Source organism: Streptomyces sp. NPDC059695, from assembly GCF_042733785.1.
In the GTDB taxonomy this organism is placed as follows: domain Bacteria; phylum Actinomycetota; class Actinomycetes; order Streptomycetales; family Streptomycetaceae; genus Streptomyces.
In genome coordinates this window covers 83,383-104,978 of record NZ_JBHWFF010000001.1, presented here as the reverse complement: position 1 = coordinate 104,978, position 21,596 = coordinate 83,383, and the positions used below count along the sequence as shown (strand labels likewise).

Sequence of the window (21,596 nt, the reverse complement as noted above, 5' to 3'; positions counted from 1 at the left end):
CGTCCGTGAGGAGAACCATGTCCAGCACCACGACACGGCCGTCGTCGCCGGTTCCGCCGGCCCTCTCCGGCGCCGCCCCCTACGTCGCGCCGCAGTACCTGACCGAGTCCACGGTCGAGCTGCTGCGCGACTGGTACCACGGGGAGCAGGTCCACCCCCTGCAGCTGCGGGACTTCCTCCGCCCCGCGTTCGCCACCGACCTCGCCGCCGCGATGCGCGCCATCCCGACCTGGTCGCGGCACGCCGCCACGTACGAAGGACGCCTGGGCAAGACCGAGTTCTGGGACGACGAGGTCGACGAGCAGGACGAGGTCACCATCTCCCAGTTCGTCGTCAAGGACATCCACGCCCTGCTCGACGAGGGCGCCATGGACCCCGCGCACCAGCGCTCCCTCCAGGAGTTCTTCGTCTTCTCCGTGCTCTCCGAAGCCCTCCGCGACTGGATCTCCTCCGGCACCGGACTCGTCCTGCGCAAGCACACCACCATGGAACTCGCCGCCTACCGCCGCTCCGACGCCCTCGGCGCCCACCAGGACCTGGTGCCCGGCCGGGTCCTCGCGGTCAACTTCTACCTCGACGAGGAGTACACCCCCGAGTCCGGCGGGCGCCTCGCCTTCCGCAACGGCCGGGACGAGGAGTTCTTCGTCGAACCCCTCTTCAACAGCGTCTCCCTGATGCCCATCCGGGAGGACTGCTGGCACTGGGTCGAGCCCTTCACCCGGGACGCCGTCGGCCGCTACACCATCGCCATGGGGCAGCACCTGGAGGGCAGCTGAACACCGTGCGCCTGCTGCCCGCCGTCGCCGTCCACGAGACCCCGGACGAGACGCTGCTGACCCTCGGCCCCCGCCTGCTCCGCATCGGCGGGGCCCGGCCGGGCCTGGGCGAGGCGCTGCTGCGACTGCGAGAAGGCACCACGCGGGAGGAGCTCGGGGCGGCCTGGCGTCCCGGCGCGGCCACCGCGCTCCTGGCCCAGCTGCGGGAGCTCGGCTGGGTCACGGCCGAACCGGCCGTCAGTACCGCGGACTTCACCGGCGAGGCGTACGAACGCCAGGTCGACTACCTCGGCCTGTTCACCCCGGACACCGGCGCTGCCCAGCACCGGCTGCTCACCGCCCGGATCGGGGTGATCGGCCTCGGCGGCCTCGGCGGCATCGTCGCCCAGCACCTCGCGGCGGCCGGCGTGGGACGGTTCTGGCTCGTCGACGACGACCGGGTGGCGCTGCACAACCTCAACCGGCAGTTCACGTACACCCGTTCCGATCTGGGGCGGCCCAAGACCGAAGCCCTCGCCGACTACCTGGGCGCGATCCGGACCGGCGTCGAGACCGTCGGCGTCCGCAAGCGGATCGGCACGACCGGTGACCTCGCCGCGTCGCTGCCCCGGGACCTGGACCTGGTCGTCGTCGCCGCCGACACCCCGCCCGAACTGCCCGCCGTGGTCGCGCGATGGGCGGCCTCCACCGGCACACCGACCGCGATCGGCGCGGTCGGTGTCGGCGTCGGCCTGTGGGGCCCGGTCGTCGACCCGGCCCGGGGCGGCTGCTGGACCTGCTTCGAACGGGCCCGGCGCACCGGCCTCACCGACGACGAACGGGACGTCGAGGACCGGTCCACCGACCCCGCCCCCTTCTCCTTCGGCCCCGCCAACACCGTGGTCGCCGCCATGCTCGCGCATGACATCGTCGAGTTCCTGTGCAGCGGCACGTGCCCCACCCTGGGCCGGCGCGCGGCCCTGGACTTCACGCGTCAGAAGATCACCCACAGCGAAGAGAGCACATGCACGTGTCCGACGACCTCATGACCGACCAGCAGCAGGTACCGGAACAGCGGGCGGGCGACACCCCGGACCCGCGGCCCGGGAAGAAGGGCCCACGGGACAAGCCGAAGAAGCCGCCGTTCCGGGGCACCGGCTTCCTCCGCCTGTGGACCGGCGAGACCCTGTCCCTCGCCGGCACCGAGATCACCTTCATGGCGATCGGCATCACCGCCGTCACCACCCTCGCGGCCACCCCGTGGCAGATGGGCGTCCTGGAGGCCGCCGAGTCCGCCGCCGTGCTGCTGCTCGGTCTGTCGGCCGGTGTCTGGGCGGACCGGTACGAGCGGCGCGCCCTCATGATCGTGTCCAACGTGGCCCGGGGACTGCTGCTCTTCGCGATCCCGCTGCTCTTCTGGCTCGACGCCCTCACCATGCCGGTCCTGTACGGCGTCGTCTTCCTCGTCGGCGCCTTCACCCTCCTCTTCGACAGCGCCATGTCGGCCTACCTGCCCCGGCTGCTGCCGCGCCGGCAACTGGAGCGCGCCAACTCGTGGATGGAGGCCAGCACGTCCGTCGGCACCGTCGCGGGACCGGGCCTCGCCGGTCTGCTCATCCAGGTCATGAGCGCGCCCGTCGCCCTCGTCGTGGACACCTTCTCGTACCTGATCAGCTGCTTCACCCTGGCGGGCCTGCCCAAGGCCCCGCCCTCCGCCGACCCGGCGGACGGCGACGAGCGGCCCACGGGCGCGAAGGACACGGCCGACACGGCCGACGGGACCGGGACGCAGGAGAAGGAGACGCACCGCAAGGCCGTGCTGAAGGGGCTGCGGGTCCTGCGGGACGACCGCATCCAGCGCCCGATGATCCTCGCGGCCACCCACTTCAACATCTTCCACGCGATGTTCTTCGCGGTGCACACCCTCTTCGTGCTCCGCGTCCTCGACTTCAGCCCCGGCCTGCTCGGCGCCACCAGCATGGCGGGCGGCGTCGCCGGCCTGCTCGGCGCGTCCAGCACCCCCTTCCTCACCCGGCTGCTCGGCCAGGGCCGCGCCCTCGTCGTGGCCTACGCCGCCCCCGGCGCCTCGGCCGTCCTCGTCCCGCTCGCCGCACAGTGGGACAACCGTCCGCTCGCCATCCTCCTGGTGTCGGCCTCCACCTTCACCTGGACCTTCGCGGTCGTGGTCAACCTGGTCATCAGCGAGACCGTGAAGCAGAGCCTGGTCCCCGACCACCTCCTCGGCCGGGTCACCGCCACCACCCGCTTCGTCAGCTGGGGCTGCCAGCCGATCGGCGCGCTGCTCGGAGGCTGGCTCGGCGGCCGCTTCGGCCTCGCCGAGGTCATGTACGTGTCGGCCGCCGGTCTTCTCACCTCGGCGCTGTGGCCCCTGCTCAGCCCGGTCCGCGCACTGCGCGGCACCGACGACGAGGAGGACGGGGACGGCGAGGAGGGCGGCACGCCGACCGGGACGCCCCCCGCCGGGGACGAGCCGCACGCCACGACCGCGCCGCCCACCGAGCCGTAGGAGCACCGTGCCCGTCCTCAGCCCCGTCCGCCACACCCTCTCCAACGGTCTGCGGGTGGTCGTCTCCCAGGACCCGACCCTCCCGGTGGCGGCGATCTGCCTCTGGTACGAGGTGGGTTCCTGCGACGAGCCGCGCGGCCGGACCGGCCTGGCGCACCTCTTCGAACACCTGATGTTCCAGGGCTCGACCCACGTGCCCGCCGGCGGACACACCGCCGCCGTCGAGGACGCGGGCGGACACACCAACGCCGCCACGGGCTTCGAGCGCACCGCCTTCCACAGCGTCGTCCCGGTCGGCCAGCTGGAGCTCGTGCTCTGGCTGGAGGCCGACCGCATGGGCGGCCTGCCCGACGCGCTGACCGCCGACAGCCTGGCCACCCAGCGGGACGTCGTGCTGAACGAGCGCCGCGAGCGGTACGACAACGTCCCCTACGGGACCGGCTGGGAGCAGCTCGTCGCCATGTCCTTCCCGGCGGGGCACCCCTTCCGCGCCCTGCCGGCCGGCAGCCCCGAGGACCTGCGGGCGGTCACCCTCGACGACTGCCGTGCCTTCTTCCGCCGCCACTACACCCCGGACCGGGCGATCCTCTCCGTCGTCGGCGACGTCTCTCCCGATGCGGTCACGGACCTGGCGGAGCGCCACTTCGGGCACATCCCGCCCTCCGGCACGCGAACCGCCCCGCGCCCGGCGGGCGCGCCCACGGGCCCGGCCGAGGCGCGGCGCCACCTCGTGGAACAGGTGCCCGGCCCCGCCTTCATGGCGGCCTACCAGCTTCCCGCCTACGGCACACCCGGCTGCGCCGCCGCCGACCTGGCCCTGACCCTCCTCGGCGGCATGAGCAGCCGGGGCCTGCACGACCGGCTCGTGCGGCGCGACCAGCTCGCCCACACGGCGCGCGCCTCGCTGATGCCCCTGGCGCAGGCACCGTCCCTCGGCCAGCTCAACGTGCGGGCCCCGGCCGGGGCCGATCCCGCCGCGCTGGAGCGCGCGGTGGACGAGGAGATCGGCCGGCTCGCCGACGGCGGGGTCACCGAGGACGCTCTGGAGGGGGCACGGGCCCAGATCCGCCGGGACTGGCACGACCGGCTCGCCCACCCCGCCGGCCGGGCCGACGAACTCTGCGCCCAGGAGGCGTACTTCGGCGACGCGTCCCGCTGCGACCGGCACCTGGCCGGTGTGCTCGACGTCGGCGCGGCCGAGGTCGGCGCGGCGGCGGCCGACCTGCTCGGCCCGGCCCACCGAGCGGTCCTCACCTACGAACCCGCGCGAGCCCCGGCCTGAGGGGCCCGCCCCGCCCTGCCCCGTTCCGCGCGGGCCCCGGACGGCCTCCCGGCCGCCCGCTCGGCCCCTACCGCGCGGGCCCCGGACGGCAACCCCACCGGACGCCAACTCCGCCGGACGGCCGCCCCCGCACCCACGTCGACACCGCCCCCGCCCCGCAGGTCCTGCCCGAAGGGTCCCCGCATGACCGCCCCCGTCTCCGCCTCCCCGCCCCACCGGTTCGCCGGCCCGCGCCCGCGGCGGCCCGTGCCGGTACCGGTCGAGCCCTGGCTCTTCCCCGCACTGCACGAGGACCGGCTCGCCAACGGCGTGACCCTGCTGACCTGCGACCGGCCCGGCCAGGAGGTGCTGAGCGTCGAGATCGTCGTCGCGGCGCCCCTCGCCCTCGAACCCCGCGAGCTGGAGGGCGTCCTCGGCATCACGACCAGCGCCCTCGTCGAAGGCGTACCGGGCCTCGGCTCGCTCGACTTCATCCGCGAACTGGAGAACTGCGGCGCGACCCTCGGGGTCGGCGCCGAACACGCGGGCCTGCGCATCACCCTGGACGTACCCGTCACCCACCTCGAACGCGCCCTGTCCCTCCTGATCCGCGCGATGCGCGAACCACTGCTCCCAGCCACCGCGGTGGACCGGCTGGTCCGCTCCCGCGTCCACGCCCTGGTCCGGCACAGGGCGGACCCCGAGCGCCGGGCCGCCCTCGAACTGCACGGTGCCGTCTTCGACCCCGCGGACCGGCGCAGCCGTCCCGCACGCGGCGCGGAGGAGACCGTCCGCCGGATCGACCGGGACGCCGTCGTCGCCTGCCACCGCCGCTTCCTGCGGCCCGCCGTCACCACCGTCGTGGGGGGCGGGGGGGGGTGCGGGGCCGCGCCCCCGGCCCCCCCCGGGCCCGGGCGGCGGGGCCGGGGGGGGGCGGGCGGGGCGCGCCCCGCCCCCCCCCCCCCCCCCGCCGCGGGGGGGGGGGGGGGGGCCCCCCCCCCCCCCCCGGCACCGGGACGACGCTGCGCCGGGTCCTGTCCGCGTGGGAGGGCGAGCCGGGGACCCTGCCGGCCCCGCCCGCCCCGCCCGTGCGCGACGTCCCGGCGGTGATCGTGGTCGACCGGCCCGGGGCCGTCCAGACCCGGCTGGTCCTCGGCCGGGCCGCGACCGCGCGCACGGCTCCGGGCTGGGACGCGCTCCTCATCGGCAACCACAGCCTCGGCGGCTCGGTCAACGCCCGCCTCGACCGGGAACTGCGGGAGGCCAAGGGGTACACGTACGGCTTCCACAGCCGGCTCCTCGCGGTGGTGCGGCATTCGCTCGCGGTGGTGACCGGCGCGGTGGAGACATCGGTGACGGGCAAGGCGCTGGGCGACGTCCGGCGCATCCTGCGCGAGGTGGCCGAGCACGGGATCAGCGCGGCCGAGCGGTCGGCGGCGGTGGCGCAGATCGTCGACGCCGCGCCGCTGCGCTACCTCACGGCCTCCGCCGTCGCGGACGAGATCGCCGTGCTGGTGCTCGACGGGCGCGCCCCGGGCACCCTGCCGGGCGCGTTCCGGAGGGCCGCGGCCGTCACCGTGGAGGAGGCCTCGGCGGCCCTCCGGGAGGCGTTCGCGCCGGACCGGCTGGTGACCGTGGCGGTCGGCGACGCCGCACGGATCGAGGACGAGGTCCGGGCGGCGGCGGGAGCGTCCGCCGAGACGGGCTGAGGACACCCCGCGGCGGGCGAGGGCAGGCGCGGAGAGCGCCGGCGACCCCGGGAACGCCGGAAGCATACGTACGAACAGGTGAACCGGAGGGCTCCCGGCGCATCCCCGGGGCGGGTCAGCGGCGAAGCATGGACAGAGGTACACCCCGCCCACGCCCGACGGAACGGAACTCTCCACCATGGCCACGCCCTCGACACCGCCGACGGTCCTCCGCTGCCTGGTCACGGGCGCCGGCGGATACATCGGCGGCCGACTCGTCCCCGAACTCCTCGACCAGGGACACCGTGTCCGCTGCCTCGCCCGGCATCCGTCCAAACTCGCCGACTTCCCCTGGGCCGGGCAGACGGACGTCGTCCAGGGGGACGTCACCGACGCAGAGAGCCTCAGACCCGCGATGCGCGACATCGACGTCGCCTACTACCTCGTCCACTCCATGACCTCCGCGGCCGACTTCGAGCGGGCCGACCGCGACGCCGCGCGCAACTTCGCCGCCGAGGCCCGCGCGGCCGGGGTGAAGCGGATCGTGTACCTCGGCGGGCTCATCCCGCCCGACATGCCTCCGCACCAGCTCTCCCCGCACCTCCGCTCACGGACCGAGGTCGGCCGGATCCTCCTCGACTCCGGCGTCCCCACCACCGTCCTGCGCGCCGCGGTCGTCATCGGCTCCGGCTCGGCCTCCTTCGAGATGCTCCGCTACCTGACGGAACGCCTGCCGGTGATGGTCACCCCCAGCTGGGTCGGCACCCGGGTGCAGCCCATCGCCGTACGGGACGTGCTCCGCTACCTGGTCGGCAGCGCGCGGATGCCCGACGACGTCAGCCGGACCTTCGACATCGGCGGACCCGACCGCCTGACGTACCGCGACATGATGATGCGCTACGCCTCCGTCGCCGGACTGCCCCGACGGCTCATCTTCTCCGTCCCCATGCTCACCCCTCGCCTCTCCAGCCACTGGATCGGACTCGTCACGCCCGTGCCCGCCGCCCTGGCCCGGCCCCTCGCGGAGTCCCTGCGCTACGAGGTCGTGTGCTCCGAGGACGACATCAAGCAGTACGTTCCCGACGAGCAGGGCTCCCCGCTGACCTTCGACCAGGCCCTGGAGCTCGCGCTCCAGCGCGTGCGCGACGCCCAGGTCGTCACGCGCTGGTCCTCGGCGTCCCTGCCCGGCGCGCCCAGTGACCCGCTGCCCACCGACCCGGACTGGGCGGGCGGCAGCCTCTACACCGACAGCCGCTCCCGCACCGTCAACGCCGACCAGGCCGCCCTGTGGCGCGTCGTCGAAGGCGTCGGCGGCGAGAACGGCTGGTACTCCTTCCCGCTGGCCTGGGCGATCCGCGGATGGTTCGACCGCCTCGTCGGGGGAGTGGGCCTGCGCCGCGGCAGACGGGACGCGGAGCGGCTGCGGGTCGGCGACGCGCTGGACTTCTGGCGGGTCGAGGAGATCGAGCGGGGACGGCTGCTGCGCCTGCGGGCCGAGATGCGGCTCCCCGGCCTCGCCTGGCTGGAGATGGTCGCGGACCGCGACGACGAGGGACGCACGTGCTATCGGCAGCGCGCGCTGTTCCACCCCCGGGGCCTGGCCGGACACGTGTACTGGTGGAGCGTCGCGCCGTTCCACGCCGTGGTCTTCGGCGGCATGGCGAGGAACATCGCCCGGACCGCCGAGAAGACCGTCAGGACGGACGAGAAGGAGCTCTCCCGTGACCGTGTCGGGTAAGGAAAGCGTGGACGTCGTGGTCGTCGGAGCGGGCGTGTCCGGTCTGGCCTGCGCCGCCGACCTCGGGGCGGCGGGGCTCGCCGTCCGGATCTTGGAGGCGGACGCGGCCCCCGGCGGCCGGATGCGCACCGACCGGGTCGCGGGCTTCACCGTCGACCGCGGATTCCAGGTGTTCAACACGTCCTACCCGCAGGTCAAGCGACGGCTCGACCTGCGCCGGCTGCGGCTTCGTCCCTTCACCCCCGCCGTCCTCGTGTCGACGCCGGACGGGATGCGGCGGTACACCGACCCCACCCGGGACCTGCGGCGCAGCGGTGACCTGTTCTCCGGCCGGGCGGGCTCGCCCAGGGACCTGCTCGCCGCGGGCGTGCTCTCGGCGCGCGACATGCTGGAGCCCGCGGCGCTGCTGCGCTCCCGGACCGACACCACCACCCGCACCGCACTGGCGCGCGCCGGGGTCTCCGGGGCCATGGTCGAGACCTTCTTCCGGCCCTTCCTGTCCGGCGTGTTCCTGGAGGAGGAACTCGCCACCTCGTCGCGCGTCTTCCACCTGGTCTGGCGCACCCTCCTGCGCGGAACGCTCTGCCTGCCGGCGGACGGTGCCGGAGCCGTGCCCGCGCAGCTCGCCGCCGGCCTCCCGGCCGGAGTGCTGTCGACCGGGTCGCCGGCCGACGGCCTCACCGCCGGGGGAGTACGCCTCGCCGACGGCACCGAACTGGCGGCCCGGGCCGTGGTCGTCGCCACCGGGGCACGCGCTGCGGCTCGTCTGCTCCCCGGCCTGGACGTGCCCGCCGGCCGCACCGTGAGCACGGTCTACCACGCCGCCGGAGAGTCCCCGCTGAGCGAACCCACCCTGGTCGTGGACGCCCGGCGCCGCTTCCTGAACACCTGCGTCCTCACGGAGGTGCAGCCCGGCTACGCGGAGGACGGCCGGTCGCTCGTCGCGACCTCGGTGCTCGGCGAGCTGCCGCCCGAGCGGGACGTCCGGCTGCGGGCCGCTCTCGCCGAGGTGTACGGGACGGACACGCGCTCCTGGGAGACGGTCCACCGGATCACGGTTCCCGACGCCCTGCCGGCCATGCCGCCGCCGTATCCCCTGACGCGGACCACCCGTCTGGGCGGCGGTCGCTACGTCTGCGGCGACCACCGGGCCACGGGCTCGCTGCAGGGCGCCCTCGCCTCCGGGGCCCGGGCCGCCCGGGAGGTCCTGGCCGACCTCGGCCGGGGCGGCACGGCCGGGTGAGTCCGGTGCTCCGCCGGACGGCTCCCTGCGCTGCGCCGGACGGCGCGGGGGCCGCGGGTTCAGCCGGTCGTCTCCATCACGCGCCGCAGCGTCAGGATGCCGCGGCGGATGTGGCTCTTCACGGTGCCGAGGGGCAGCCCCGTCTCGCGGGCGATCTGCGCCTGCGTCATGTCGGCGTAGATCGTCATGCCGACCAGGCGCCGCTGGACGGGGGACAGGAACGTCAGCTTCTGCAGCACCATGACCCGGTCGAGGGCCTGCTCGCTCTCGTCGCCGCTGAAGTGCCGGATCGCGTCCTCCTGCCGCCGGGCCACGGCCCGCTCGGTGTCCGTCCGGCGGGTGCGCCCGGCGAGGGCGTCGACGATGACGTGACGGGTGATCCCCACGATCCAGCCGGTGAGGGTGCCGCGCTCGCTCCGGTACCCCGCGCGTCCTCGCCACGCGGCGAGGAAGACCTGCTGCGTGACGTCCTCCGCGTCCTGGACGTTCCCGAGGGAACGCCAGGCGAGCGTGTGCACCAGGGGACCCAGCTGCTGGTACGCCGCGGCGAGCGCGTCCTCGTCCCCTGCGGCGAAACGGGCGGCGATGTCGGCGTTCATGGCTTGCTCCTCAGTCGGAAGGGCACCCATCAGCACGAAGCTCCCCCGAAACGAGGCAGGAAGACAAGACGCATCGAAACCGCATCGATACGAAAGCCCCCGGAGGGCGACCGCGGTGACCGGGGCCGGATCCGTGCCGGCGGGGCGCATCCGGCCGGGCCACGGCCGGGGAAGAACGCTCCAGCCCAGCGGTCGGCCGGCTGGGCTCGCTCGCACGTTCGACGGCCGGTCACCGGGAGTGCGTCATGACTGTTTCCGTGGTCCTCTTCACGTCGGACCTCCGGGTCCACGACCATCCGCCGTTGCGGGCCGCCGCGGAGGGTGCGCACGAGGTCGTTCCGCTGTTCGTGCGGGATCCCGCGGTCGACCGGGCGGGCTTCGCGGCGCCCAACCGGCTGGCCTTCCTCGCGGACTGCCTCGCCGACCTGGACCAGGGACTCGCGGACCGGGGCGGCCGGCTCGTGGTGCGTGACGGCGACCCGGTCGCCGAGGTCCGCGCCGTGGTCCGGCAGGTCCAGGCCGACGAGGTCCACGTCGCGGCCGGCCACTCCGCCTTCGCCCAGGCCCGCCAGGAGCGCCTCCGGCACGCGCTGGAGGCCGACGGCTGCCGCGTGTACGTGCACGACGCCGTGACCACGGTGGTGCCGCCCGGCGACGTCACCCCCCAGGGGTCGGACCACTACGCCGTCTTCACCCCCTACTACCGGCGCTGGTGCGACGAACCCGTGCGCAGGCCGTTCCCGGCCCCGCGCGTGGTCAGGGTGCCGACCGAGGTCCGGTCGGAGAAGCTTCCCGTCCGCACCGCGGTCCCGGGGGTGTCGCCCGGCCTCGCCGTCGGCGGCGAGAGCGAAGGCCGCAAGCGGCTCGCGTCCTGGCTGAGCCGGCATGTCGACACCTACGAGGACCTGCACGACGACCTCGCCGGCGACGCGACGTCCCGGCTGTCGCCGTATCTGCACTTCGGGGCCCTCTCACCCGTCGAGGCCGTGCACCGCGCGCGGACGCGCGGCGGCGCGGGCGCCGAGGCCTTCATCCGGCAGCTCTGCTGGCGCGACTTCTACCAGCAGGTGCTGGCCGCCCGGCCCGGGACCGCGGCGGACGACTACCGTCCCCGCCACGACGGCTGGCGCCGGGACGCGGACGCGCGGGCCGACCTCCAGGCGTGGCGCGAGGGAAGGACCGGGTACCCGATCGTCGACGCGTCGATGCGGCAGCTCGCCCACGAGGGGTGGATGCACAACCGGGGCCGTCTCATCACCGCCTCCTTCCTGACCAAGACCCTCTACATCGACTGGCGGGAGGGCGCGCGCCACTTCCTCGACCTCCTCGTGGACGGTGACGTGGCGAACAACCAGCTGAACTGGCAGTGGGTCGCCGGCACGGGCACCGACACACGGCCCAACCGCGTCCTCAACCCGGTACGGCAGGCGCTGCGCTACGACCCGGACGGCGACTTCGTGCACCGATGGGTCCCGGAGCTCGCCGACCTCCCGGCGCCCGCCGTGCACCAGCCCTGGAACCTCACCGGCCTCGACCGCGCCCGGTACGACTACCCCGACCCGCTCGTCGGGCTCGCGGACGGTCTGGCGCGCTTCCGACAGGCGCGCGAGGCGGGCTGACCGGCCCGGTCGGTGAGGCGGACCCCTCTGACTGGGCCGGTCGGTGAGGCCCACCCCCCTGACCGGCCGGTCAGGGGCGGCGCACCCGCGACGGTCCCGCACCCCTCCTCGTGGCGAATCCCTCCTCGCATCGAATTCGACGCGCAACCGACGCGAGTTGGCGAGAGGCCTCGGCCGGGCGGAGCCTGGACGAAGCCTGGACGGGTGACGGCGGCTCGACACCGCCGCACCCGGAACCCGCGTCCGCGAGACCAGGGTGGAGAGAGGAGGGGCGAAGACCATGAACCGCCGCAGCATCGCCGTGGTGGGGGCGGGAGTGGCCGGCCTGACGGCCGCCCACCTCCTGTCCCGCGTCCACGACGTCACCCTGTACGAGGCCGACGAACGCCTCGGAGGGCACGCCCACACCCACGAACTGCCCCTGCGCGAGGGCGGGACCGTCCGGGTCGACACGGGCTTCATCGTCCACAACGAGCGGACCTACCCGCATCTCCTGCGCCTCTTCCGCGAACTCGGCGTGGCGACCCAGGACGCGGAGATGAGCATGTCCGTCCGGTGCGACGGCTGCGGCCTGGAGTACGCCGGCGCCCGCGGCCCCCGGGGCCTGCTCGGCGGCGGGAACGTCCGGCGCCCCTCCCACCTGCGCATGCTCGCGGCCGTACCCCGCTTCCACCGGGCCGCACGCCGTCTCATGGACTCCGGCGACGGGACGACGACCTACGGCGACTTCCTGCGGGTCCACCGCTTCACGCCCTACTTCGTCGGCCACTTCGCGATCCCCCTCGTCTCGGCCGTGTGGTCCTGCGCACCGGACACCGCCCTCCGGTACCCCGCGGCGTACCTCTTCCGCTTCCTCGACCACCACGGCCTGCTGTCGGTGACCGGATCCCCGCAGTGGAAGACGGTCACCGGGGGTTCCGCCGCCTACGTCGAACGCGTCGCGAAGCAGGTCACCGCCGTCCGCACCGCCACACCCGTCCGCACCGTCGTCCGCGGCGCCGATCACGCCCGCGTCGTCACCGAGGACGGCGACGGGACCACCCACTCCGCGGTCGTCCTGGCCCTCCACCCCGACCAGGCGCTGCGGCTGCTCGCCGACCCGACCGAAGCGGAACGACGCGTCCTCGGAGCGTTCACCTACTCACGGAACCCGACGGTGCTGCACCGGGACGCCACGCTCCTGCCGAGGAGCCCGCACGCCAGGGCCTCGTGGAACTACTGGCTCCCCTCCTGCACCGCCCGCCCCGGAGCCGTCCAGGTCAGCTACGACATGAACCGCCTCCAGCGCCTGCACTGCGACGAGCCCCACATCGTCACGCTCAACCCCGGGACACGGGTCGACGCGTCCACCGTGCTCGCGCGGATGACCTACGAGCACCCCGTGTACACCCCCGAGTCCGTCGCCGCGCAGGCCCTGCTCCCGGACCTGAACACCGGCGTCACGGCCTACGCCGGCGCCTACCACGGCTGGGGGTTCCACGAGGACGGCTGCCGGTCGGGAGCCGAGGCGGCCCGGGCGCTCGGAGTGGACTGGTGAACGGGGAACGGGCCGCGCCCGCGGCCGTACCGGCGCTCGTCGCACAGCCTTCCCGGCCGGGAACGGGCGACGCGTCCCCGCACGTCCCCGCCCTCTACCCGAGCGAGGTCGCGCACACGCGGGTGACCCCGCTGCGGTACCGGTTCCGCCACCGCACCTACTACTGGCTGGTCGACATCGACGACCTGCCGGAACTTCCCCGAACCCTCCGCCCGCTCGCCCGCTTCGACCCCCGCGACCACTTCGGCGGTGCCGCACCCACCCTGCGCACCGGCGTCGTCACCTTCCTCGCCGCCAACGGCGTGACCGAACCCGTCGGCAGGGTCCTGATGCTCTGCCACGCGAGGGTCCTGGGACACGTCTTCAACCCCCTCACCCTGTACTGGTGCCACAACGAGGCGGGACACCTCGTCTGCGTGATAGCGGAGGTGCACAACACGTACGGGGAACGCCACTGCTACCTCCTGCGCCCCGACCCGGAGGGCGTCGACGAGGTCCCCAAGGACTTCTTCGTCTCGCCGTTCTTCGACGTCGAGGGCTCCTACCGCATGCGCCTGCCGCTTCCCGGCGAGCGCCTGGACCTCACCGTCCAGCTGCGCCACGGCGACGGCACCCGCCCCCTGACCGCCACCGTCCGCGGCACCCGCCGCCCCGCGGGGCCACAGACGCTCCTCGCCGTCGCCCTGCGCCATCCGTGGTCGACCGCCGCCGTCTCGCTCGGGATTCGGCTCCACGGAATCCGCCTCTACCTCAAGGGACTGCCCGTCCGGTCCCGGCCCGCCCCTCCCACCCAAGAAGGAATGCTGTGACTCGCCTGCCGCGCGCGGTCGTCATACCCGACGGTGCCACCAGCCTCTACCCGGTCGATGCCGAACGATGGCCGGACGTCGCCCGACACCCCCACGCCTCCGCCCTGCGCACGGCCGTCGCGCGCACGGTCGTGGACCGCGCCCTCGCCCGCCTGACGGTGCGGACGGTCACGCCGTCCAACGCCCTCGCCCAAGGCCCCGCGGACGCACCGACATTGACGCTCCATGACCCCCAGGCCTTCTACCGCAGGCTCGGCGTGGACGGACTCATCGGCTTCGGTGAGTCCTACATGGCCGACGAATGGGACAGCGACGACCTCGTCGGACTGCTCACGGTCCTCGCCCGACACGTCGACGACCTCGTCCCGGCGCCGCTCCGTCGGCTGCGCGGCGCCTGGGCGCACCGGAGGCCTCCGCACGACCGCAACTCGCTCGACGGAGCCCGCCGGAACATCCACCGCCACTACGACCTCTCCAACGACCTCTTCTCCCTCTTCCTCGACCCCAGCCTGACCTACTCGTCCGCGCTCTTCGCCGACCTGCCGGCGCACGCCGCGGACCTCACCGCCGCCCAGCACCGGAAGATCGACCGGCTCCTCGACCTGGCCCGCGTCGGCCCCGGCACCCGGCTCCTGGAGATCGGGACGGGCTGGGGCGAACTCGCGCTGCGTGCCGCCGCCCGCGGAGCCCGCGTCCGGACCCTCACGCTCTCCGCCGAGCAGCAGGCCCTGGCGCGGGAGCGGATCCGGGCGGCGGGACACGCCGACCGGGTCGAGGTCGAACTCCGCGACTACCGCGAGGCGAGCGGCAGTTACGACGCCGTGGTGAGCGTGGAGATGATCGAGGCCGTCGGCCCCGAGTACTGGCCCGCCTACTTCGAGGCCCTGCGCGGGTTCCTGGCTCCCGGCGGCCGTGCCGTGCTCCAGGCCATCACAATGCCGCACGAGAGGATGCTCGCCACCGCCCGCACCCACACCTGGATCAGCAAGTACGTCTTCCCCGGCGGTCTCGTCCCCTCCCGAGAGGCCATCGCCCGGCACAGCTCCGCGGCCGGACTGGACATCGTCCACGACACCGGACACGGCGAGCACTACGCGGAGACGCTCCGGCTGTGGAGGGAGCAGTTCCTCGCGGCGAGGGAGGACGTCGAGGCGCTGGGCTTCGACCGCGTCTTCCGGCGCATGTGGGAGCTCTACCTCGCCTACGCGGAGGCCGGCTTCCGGGCCCGGTACCTCGACGTCCGCCAGCTCGTGCTCACCGGGGCCGGACGGTCCGGGGACGACGGGTCCGGCGCCGCGGGAAGGGACTCCGAGTGACAGCCATCGACACCGACGCCCTCGTCCTCCTCCTGGCGGCCTCGGCCGGTACGGCGATGACCGTCATGCTGATCACGTTCGCCATCGGCAGCGCCAGGAACCTCCACCGCGTCGTCGACATCGCGTGGGGTGCCGCCTTCGCCGCCGTGGCCGTGGTCTCCTGGTTCCTCTCCGACGGACACGGTGACGCCACCCGCAGGGCCGTCGTCGCCCTCGCCACCGTCGTGTGGGGCCTTCGGCTCTCCTTCCACATCGCCCGGCGCGGTCGCGGACACGGTGAGGACCCGAGGTACGCGCGCATGCTGGACCGGGCCCGGGGGAGCCGGCAGCTCTACGCGCTCCGCACCGTCTACCTCCTCCAGGGCGCCCTGGTCTGGCTCGTGTCCCTCCCCGTCCAGGTCGCCTCGCTCGTTCCCGGGCCGCTCGACGTCACGGCCTACGCCGGACTCGCGCTGTGGGCGGCCGGGGTGGCCTTCGAGGCGACGGGGGACCATCAGCTCGCCCGGTTCAAGGCCGACCCCGCGAACAAGGGCCGCATCATGGACCGGGGACTGTGGAGCTGGACCCGCCACCCCAACTACTTCGGCGACTTCCTCGTGTGGTGGGGCCTCTACCTGATGGCGTGCGCGTCCTGGCAGACCGCCGCGCTCACCGTGGTCTCCCCCCTCGTGATGAGTGGCCTCCTCATCTTCGGGAGCGGCAAGCGGCTCCTCGAGAACCACATGGCACAACGCCCCGGATACGCCGACTACCGCGCCCGGACGAGCGGCTTCTTCCCGCGTCCTCCGCGCCGCACGGCCGGCCCGGGTGCTCACACCCCGGTTCCGTGACCCTGGTCCCGGTAGACGCTGGAGATCACCGTGAGCGCCTCGCGCAGTCCACCGGGCCGCAGCAGACCGTCGCCGGGCGGCGGGCCCGCCCAGCCGGGACCCGCCAGGAGGACGAGCGGCGCCGTCCTGGCACCGCGCAGCCCGAACGACAGGCCCGCGACGTGCCGGGCCAGTGCGTGGCTCGCCGTCGAGCGCGCCTGCGACCACAGGACGACGACCGCGGGACCGGACCTGCGTACGGCCGCGTCCAGGGCCTCGGCGGGAACGGCGCCGCCGAACATCCTGAAGGGCAGCCCCTGTTCGGCCAATCCCGCGGCCAAGGCCTCCAGCGGCAGGGTGTGGGACTCCGCCGGTACGCACGCCAGGACGACCGGCGGACCCTTCGCCGTCGGGGTCCGGGCCACCGCCGCCCTCCGCAGAGCGGTGGAGACCTGCCACGACAGCAGGTGCTCGACCTCGACGTACCGGTCGTTCGACGATTCCCACTTGCGCCCCACGGCGTGCAGCGTCGGCACCATCACCTCCTCCCAGGCGGTGACGAGACCGTGGTCGTCGACGACCTGCCGGAGCAGCGCCTCCATCGACGGGGAGTCGAGCCGGACCGCCGCACGGGCCAGACCGCGGCACTCCTGCCGGACATCACCGAGGGGCAGCCCGTTGCCCGAGCCGGGCTGCCGTCCGTCCTGGTACGGCGGCTCCGCCTCGGGGACCGGGACGGGGACGATCGCGTCGGGCAGCGCCTCGGGGACCGGCAGGGGCCCGGTCGCGTCGGGCAGCGCCTCGGGCCGCTGCCCGAGCACCACCCGCGCCGCCTCGCCCGGAGGCACTCCCGTCGCCGTCAGACGGCACATCTCCTCCAGCAGCGCGATGTCGTCAGGCATCCACCGCCGGTGCCTGCCGCTCGACCGGACGGCGGGTCCGATCCCGTAGCGCTGCTCCCAGGAACGGACGGTGGTCGGAGACACGCCCAGACGCCGCGCTACGGCTCCGGTGGTCACTCCGTGGGTCGCTTCGGGCATGCGCCCTACTCTACGCCCGGAACGCTGCGCGAACGATGCGAGCGTAACCGGACCGGGACAGGAGCGCGTACGGCGTATGGCGATCCGTCTCCTCCGCTCACCCGCTTCCCCGGGCCGACCGGGTCGTCCAGCCGGGCAGGGACGAGCCGTCCGGGAGCCGTCCGCTGAGCCGGAACGGCGCGGACGTGGCGGCGCGCACGGCGAGGACCGGCCCCCGCGCACCGGCCTCGACCGCTCCGTCCGCGCTGACGCCCACGATGCGCCTGCTGCCCGCGGCCAGCAGATACCGCGTCCCGTGGGGCGCCGACCAGAACGCGCCGGCGAGGACGTCCTGACCGAAGCGGCCGCAGGCGGCGGTGTCGCGCACCGTCGTGACGGGGACGGCGCGTCCGGGCAGCTCCAGGGTGACGTCCACCCGCCCGCGTCCCTCCCAGGTGTCGGCACGCGTGCAGATCCACAGGGCCCGTCCCGCCCGCTCGGGAAGCGTCTGCGCGGCGAACTCCCAGCGGTTGACGGCACGGACACCGCTGTCCCGCAGGAGCGGGAGGGAACACGCCGAGTGCGACCAGGCGGCCAGGCCGAGCGGGCCCGCCGCCTCGCGCGGGCGGCGCGCCGGGTCCCCCGGCACGGGGAGGGACGTCCAGGTCAGATGGACGGGGCTGAGTCCGCCCAGATCGACCAGGAGGAAGGCGTGGTCCTCCACGATGCGGGTCGACGAGCGCAGCTGGAGGGCCGGCACACCGGCACAGCCTCCCGGTCCGGTCGGCGGCGCGGCGTCGCTCACGCGATCGGTGACCCCGTCGGCCGCCACCGGAAGGGGCCGGGCGGCGCTGCGGGGATCGCGCAGGTCCCGCACTCCCGCCTCCGCGATCCACGGGGCGAGCAGGTACCGCGTCCGTCCTCCGGCCCGCGCGAGGACCACGGCCGCCGCCGTCGTCACGTCGCTGTCGTCGGCCCGCGTCTCCACGAGGGCGGGGCGGGTGTCACCCCCGGCCGGTTCGGTGTAGCGGACGAGCGCGCGGCCCGTGTACAGCACGACGACCTTCGCTCCGTCGACGTCCCCCGCGTACAGCAGCGAGGGCGGCTCGGATCGGGCCGTACGAGGCGAGTCGCCCGTCCACGCGGCGACGGCTCTGCGGATCAGGTCCCGGTCGGCGGCCCGGTCGCCGCGGGCCGGCCAGGCCGTGAAGTCGACCCGGGAGGTGTCGGCCCATCGCTCGGCCGGGACGCGGACCGGGGCCACTCCGGCGGGTGCGGTGGACACCACGGGACCCGGGGTGGGCGCGGGTGAGCCGTCGAGGGCGACGACGGCGGACCCGCCGAGCAGGACCAGGGTGCCCGCGAGGGCGGCGAACCGGACGCGTCTGCGGCGCCCCAGCAGGTCGGTGGGGCGCAGATGGACCGTGCAGGGGTCGAACTCCGGCCCCCGCAGCAGTCCGGCCGTGCCGGGACCGCAGCTCGCGGCGAGCCGCTCGGCGCCGCTCGACGCCCGCTCGGGGTCGGCCACGCCGACCGCGCGCAGCAGGGCGACGACGGACGGCGGGGCGAGGCCGTCGAACGTCGTCAGGGCGAGGGCCGCTCGCGTCGCGGGATCCGCGGCGGCGAGCGCGCGGTCGAGGGCGAGCTCGTCCGTGCCGCCGGCCCGGGGGAACACCCGCAGGCCGAGCGCCCTGGGCAGGGCCACCCCGATCGACACGGCCAGCGGCGGCCGCAGGGCTCCGCGGACGACCCGCTCGCGGATCCAGTCGTGGGCGGAGTCCTCCCCGCCGGCTGCGCCGCCTCCGGCGTGCGGGCCGCCTCTCCCGGCGAGGCTGCGCTGCACCAGGGCGTGGGCCGCCAGCACTCTGCGGTGGCGGCCCAGGGCCGGAGGCAGGATGAGGTGGGCCAGCCGGACGAGTGCGGGGTAGTGCTCGACCAGCGCCGCCTCGGCCGCGTCACGGGAGGGCGATCGCTGGGCGGGTATGCGGGCGGTGCGGTCGGACGTGCCGTTCGTCTGAAAGACATGCATACAGAGGAAACGACCCCGCGCGGGCGACGTCACCTCGGTTCGGTCCGGCGCTTGCTCGCCCTATCGAAATTCGATAGATTTCCATCGTTATTCGATGGAAGGAGGGGCCGTGGGAAAGCTGACCGTGCGCGCGCTGCGCGCCGTGCTCGCGGTGGTGTTCACCGGCACCGTGCTGGTGCAGGTCATGATGGTGTGGGTGCTCGTGAGCGGTGACGACCAGGAGGGCGGGTCGCTCCCCCTGACTCCGCTGCGTCTGATCGTGATCCTGGGCATGCTGGCGGCCCAGGTGGCCCTGGTCTGCGTCTGGCGACTGGTGGCGATGGTGCGCAAGGGGACCGTGTTCTCCCACGCCGCCTTCCGGTACGTGGACGGCGTCATCGGCGCGATCGTCGCCGTCGCGCTGCTGTGGTTCGCCGTCACCGTCATCAACGCGCCGGGCCAGCGGGACGATCCGGGCGTCAGCGTCATCATGGGCGGGATCGCCCTCGCCATCCTCGGCGTCGCGCTCATCGTGCTCGTGCTGCGGATGCTGCTGGCCCAGGCCGTCGCCCGCGACGTCGAAGCCACGCGCATGCGGGCCGAGCTGGACGAGGTCATCTGATGCCCATCGCCGTCGACATCGACGTGATGCTGGCCCGGCGGAAGATGTCCGTGGGCGAGCTCGCGGACCGGGTGGGGATCACCCCCGCCAATCTGGCGGTGCTCAAGAACGGCCGCGCCAAGGCGGTGCGCTTCGCGACGCTCGCCGCGCTCTGCGACGTGCTGGAGTGCCAGCCGGGCGACCTGCTCCGCTGGGAGCCCGAGGAGGCGTGAGCGCCCTCCGGCGCGGCGGCTCGGGCCCGCCCCCTGTCCGGTCCCCGGGCAAAGGGCGGGCCTTCTCCCGTACGAGAGCGTCAACTCCTCAGGTAGGAAGCCCCGTTGAGGTCGAGAATCGTCCCGGAGGACCATGCCGCGGCGGGGGAGGAGAGCCAGAGCACCGCGGCGGCGATCTCCTCGGTGGAGCCCACCCGGCCGAACGGGCTCTGCGCACGGATCGACGCACCCTCGGGGCCCTCCAGGCGCGGCGCGACGCGCTCGGTGGCGAAGAAGCCGGGGGCGACGGAGGCGACGGCGATCCCGTGAGGGGCGAGCGAGACGGCGAGCGACTGACCCAGCGCGTGCACGGCGGCCTTGGTCGCCCCGTACGCCGGATGGTCGGGCTCACCCCGGAAGGCCCCCCGGGAACCGATGTTCACGATCCGGCCGCCCGTCCCCTGCTCGATCATCAGCCGGGCGGCGAGATGGCTCAGGTTCGCGGTGGCGAGCAGGTTCACCGCGACGTGTTCCTGCCACACCGCCACCCATTCCTCGTACGGCGTCTCGGCCAGCGGGTGGCGGACGTTCACCGCCGCGTTGTTGACGAGCACGTCGATGCCGCCGAGCCCCTCCGCGGCCATCTCCATCACGGCGGCCGCCCCCGCCGGCTTCGCCAGATCGCCGCCGACCAGCACGTGCCCCGTGTCGGCGAGGGACTCCAAGGTCGCGCGCGCGTCGTCGGCACGGGAGCCGAAGTGGACGGCGACCCGGTCGCCGTTGGCCGCGAACGCCTGAGCCACCGCACGCCCGAGGCCCCGCGACGCACCACTGACCAGGACGCGCCTGCCAGAGGGGGGCAGATTCATGACGGTTCCTTTCGAAGGCGGCGAAAGGGGGACCGTAACGCGTCCACCGACCCACTGATCACTCACCCAGACGCTCCGCACGGCGGTCAAGACGCAGCTCGGCCGTTCCCGCGCGCAGGCGCGGCATCGCGGTGTCGCGCGGCCGCCTACGGCTCCTGCCGCAAGGACCGGAGGCGGTCCGCCGTGTCGTAGCTCGTGAGCCGCAGGCTCTGGATGTCGCGGATGAGATCGCGCCAGGGTTCGTACGAGGTGTCGACCCGGTGGCCGGAGGCCTCCAGGTACGCGATGGCGACTCCGTAACCGTAGAGCTCGTTGCGGGTCGGCAGCGGGCGGAGCAGGACGCACTCCTGTAGGAAGACGGCGGCGCGCCAGAACGCGTCCGGGTCGGCCTGGTCGAGGTGCGGCGTGTTCACCCGGTGCCGGGCGGCCATGCCGGCCAGGACCGAGTAGTCGCTGACCGTGAGGTCCCTGCGGAGGATCTCCTCCTGGCGGTCGAGCAGCCAGCGGGCGTCGACGAGCAGCCGCACGGGTCAGGCCGCCCGTTCGGTCTCGTGCTTGACCGGCGGCAGCCCGCCGAAGTCGGCGTCGAAGCGGCTCATGACGCCGGGAGCACCGATGGCGCGCCGGAAGGCGGCGGTGGCGGTGTCGAGGAGCTGCTCGCGCTCCTTCTCGTCGGCGACGCGCTCCAGGTAGTCCTTCACGGACAGCCCGGCGGCGTCGGCGAGGGCCTTGAACCGGTCCCGCGTGGTCTCGTCGATCCTGACGCTCGTGTCTGGCATACCGAAAGTATGCCGCAGAGCATGCAGGCGCCACCAGGGGTCGGACGTGCCACGGTGCCGTCCCCCGGCGTCGCCCCGCGCACGGGTGAACGCCGAGCGACGGCCGCCCCGCAGGGCGGGTTCCCCCTGTCTCTTTTAAACAAAACAGAGCCCCCCAGACACCCAGCAAAAGCTGGTTGGTGGGGGTGTGTGTGTTTGTGTTGTGGG

21 protein-coding genes are annotated in these 21,596 nt (G+C 74.2%); 15 read left to right on the top strand and 6 right to left on the bottom strand.

What is annotated here, in order from left to right; genetic code table 11:
• Positions 1–17: 17 nt before the first annotated feature.
• The 8 genes from ACFV2S_RS00475 to ACFV2S_RS00440 all read left to right on the top strand — a co-directional run bounded on the left by ACFV2S_RS00475 (position 18) and on the right by ACFV2S_RS00440 (position 9,212).
• Positions 18–776: a 2OG-Fe(II) oxygenase gene (locus ACFV2S_RS00475; RefSeq protein ID WP_385552644.1), complete on the top strand. Its 759-nt coding sequence runs from the start codon at positions 18–20 to the stop codon at positions 774–776.
• Positions 777–781: 5 nt separating this feature from the next.
• Positions 782–1,804, top strand: coding sequence for a ThiF family adenylyltransferase (locus ACFV2S_RS00470; RefSeq protein WP_385552641.1), 1,023 nt, complete (start codon positions 782–784; stop codon positions 1,802–1,804).
• Positions 1,780–3,282, top strand: coding sequence for an MFS transporter (locus ACFV2S_RS00465; protein ID WP_385552638.1), 1,503 nt, complete (start codon positions 1,780–1,782; stop codon positions 3,280–3,282). The genes ACFV2S_RS00470 and ACFV2S_RS00465 overlap by 25 nt, the downstream gene beginning before the upstream one ends.
• A 7-nt stretch (positions 3,283–3,289) precedes the next feature.
• The gene (locus ACFV2S_RS00460) at positions 3,290–4,564 is read left to right on the top strand and encodes a M16 family metallopeptidase (RefSeq protein ID WP_385552635.1); all 1,275 of its coding nucleotides are present in this window, start codon (positions 3,290–3,292) and stop codon (positions 4,562–4,564) included.
• A 183-nt stretch (positions 4,565–4,747) separates the two neighbouring features.
• Complete coding sequence (locus tag ACFV2S_RS00455) at positions 4,748–5,653, top strand: M16 family metallopeptidase (RefSeq protein WP_385553589.1); 906 nt, start codon at positions 4,748–4,750, stop codon at positions 5,651–5,653.
• A complete protein-coding gene (locus tag ACFV2S_RS00450) occupies positions 5,566–6,252 on the top strand; it encodes a M16 family metallopeptidase (RefSeq protein ID WP_385553550.1) in 687 nt (228 codons plus the stop codon). Before ACFV2S_RS00455 ends, ACFV2S_RS00450 begins: the two co-directional genes overlap by 88 nt.
• Positions 6,253–6,430: 178 nt before the next feature.
• Positions 6,431–7,969, top strand: a complete 1,539-nt coding sequence (locus ACFV2S_RS00445) for an SDR family oxidoreductase (RefSeq protein ID WP_385552632.1) — start codon at positions 6,431–6,433, stop codon at positions 7,967–7,969.
• Positions 7,953–9,212, top strand: coding sequence for an FAD-dependent oxidoreductase (locus ACFV2S_RS00440; protein WP_385552629.1), 1,260 nt, complete (start codon positions 7,953–7,955; stop codon positions 9,210–9,212). The genes ACFV2S_RS00445 and ACFV2S_RS00440 overlap by 17 nt, the downstream gene beginning before the upstream one ends.
• A gap of 59 nt (positions 9,213–9,271) precedes the next feature.
• On the opposite strand, the gene ACFV2S_RS00435 is transcribed toward ACFV2S_RS00440, so the two are convergent.
• Positions 9,272–9,811 carry an RNA polymerase sigma factor gene (locus tag ACFV2S_RS00435; protein ID WP_383788851.1) on the bottom strand — a complete coding sequence of 180 codons (540 nt, stop codon included), beginning with the start codon at positions 9,809–9,811 and terminating at the stop codon, positions 9,272–9,274.
• 245 nt (positions 9,812–10,056) lie between these two features.
• On the opposite strand from ACFV2S_RS00435, the gene ACFV2S_RS00430 reads away from it, so the two are divergent.
• The 5 genes from ACFV2S_RS00430 to ACFV2S_RS00410 all read left to right on the top strand — a co-directional run bounded on the left by ACFV2S_RS00430 (position 10,057) and on the right by ACFV2S_RS00410 (position 15,922).
• On the top strand, positions 10,057–11,430 hold the full coding sequence (locus tag ACFV2S_RS00430; RefSeq protein WP_385552625.1) for a cryptochrome/photolyase family protein: 1,374 nt from the start codon (positions 10,057–10,059) through the stop codon (positions 11,428–11,430).
• 280 nt (positions 11,431–11,710) lie between these two features.
• Positions 11,711–12,967, top strand: coding sequence for an NAD(P)/FAD-dependent oxidoreductase (locus tag ACFV2S_RS00425; RefSeq protein WP_385552622.1), 1,257 nt, complete (start codon positions 11,711–11,713; stop codon positions 12,965–12,967).
• A gap of 122 nt (positions 12,968–13,089) precedes the next feature.
• The gene (locus ACFV2S_RS00420; protein WP_385553548.1) at positions 13,090–13,776 is read left to right on the top strand and encodes a DUF1365 domain-containing protein; all 687 of its coding nucleotides are present in this window, start codon (positions 13,090–13,092) and stop codon (positions 13,774–13,776) included.
• A complete protein-coding gene (locus ACFV2S_RS00415; RefSeq protein WP_385552619.1) occupies positions 13,773–15,092 on the top strand; it encodes a class I SAM-dependent methyltransferase in 1,320 nt (439 codons plus the stop codon). The genes ACFV2S_RS00420 and ACFV2S_RS00415 overlap by 4 nt, the downstream gene beginning before the upstream one ends.
• Positions 15,093–15,148: 56 nt before the next feature.
• The gene (locus tag ACFV2S_RS00410) at positions 15,149–15,922 is read left to right on the top strand and encodes a DUF1295 domain-containing protein (protein WP_385553546.1); all 774 of its coding nucleotides are present in this window, start codon (positions 15,149–15,151) and stop codon (positions 15,920–15,922) included.
• On the opposite strand, the gene ACFV2S_RS00405 is transcribed toward ACFV2S_RS00410, so the two are convergent.
• Positions 15,904–16,941 (bottom strand): MerR family transcriptional regulator, encoded by a 1,038-nt coding sequence (locus ACFV2S_RS00405; protein ID WP_385552616.1) that lies wholly within the window; start codon positions 16,939–16,941, stop codon positions 15,904–15,906. The two genes, ACFV2S_RS00410 and ACFV2S_RS00405, sit on opposite strands and share 19 nt — an antisense overlap.
• Before the next feature lie 97 nt (positions 16,942–17,038).
• Positions 17,039–18,949 (bottom strand): hypothetical protein, encoded by a 1,911-nt coding sequence (locus tag ACFV2S_RS00400; protein WP_385552613.1) that lies wholly within the window; start codon positions 18,947–18,949, stop codon positions 17,039–17,041.
• Between the two features lie 109 nt (positions 18,950–19,058).
• On the opposite strand from ACFV2S_RS00400, the gene ACFV2S_RS00395 reads away from it, so the two are divergent.
• Both ACFV2S_RS00395 and ACFV2S_RS00390 read left to right on the top strand, forming a co-directional pair.
• Positions 19,059–19,550, top strand: coding sequence for a DUF2975 domain-containing protein (locus ACFV2S_RS00395; RefSeq protein WP_385552610.1), 492 nt, complete (start codon positions 19,059–19,061; stop codon positions 19,548–19,550).
• The gene (locus ACFV2S_RS00390) at positions 19,550–19,762 is read left to right on the top strand and encodes a helix-turn-helix domain-containing protein (protein ID WP_383788828.1); all 213 of its coding nucleotides are present in this window, start codon (positions 19,550–19,552) and stop codon (positions 19,760–19,762) included. The genes ACFV2S_RS00395 and ACFV2S_RS00390 overlap by 1 nt, the downstream gene beginning before the upstream one ends.
• 80 nt (positions 19,763–19,842) lie before the next feature.
• Here ACFV2S_RS00390 and ACFV2S_RS00385 read toward each other — a convergent pair whose 3' ends face one another.
• From ACFV2S_RS00385 to ACFV2S_RS00375, 3 genes are all read right to left on the bottom strand, one after another.
• Entirely contained in the window at positions 19,843–20,610 is a 768-nt protein-coding gene (locus ACFV2S_RS00385; RefSeq protein ID WP_385552607.1) for an SDR family NAD(P)-dependent oxidoreductase, read from the bottom strand.
• A 146-nt stretch (positions 20,611–20,756) separates the two neighbouring features.
• Positions 20,757–21,137, bottom strand: a complete 381-nt coding sequence (locus ACFV2S_RS00380; protein ID WP_385552604.1) for a toxin Doc — start codon at positions 21,135–21,137, stop codon at positions 20,757–20,759.
• Between the two features lie 3 nt (positions 21,138–21,140).
• The gene (locus tag ACFV2S_RS00375; protein WP_383788820.1) at positions 21,141–21,389 is read right to left on the bottom strand and encodes an antitoxin MazE7; all 249 of its coding nucleotides are present in this window, start codon (positions 21,387–21,389) and stop codon (positions 21,141–21,143) included.
• Positions 21,390–21,596 lie beyond the last annotated feature (207 nt).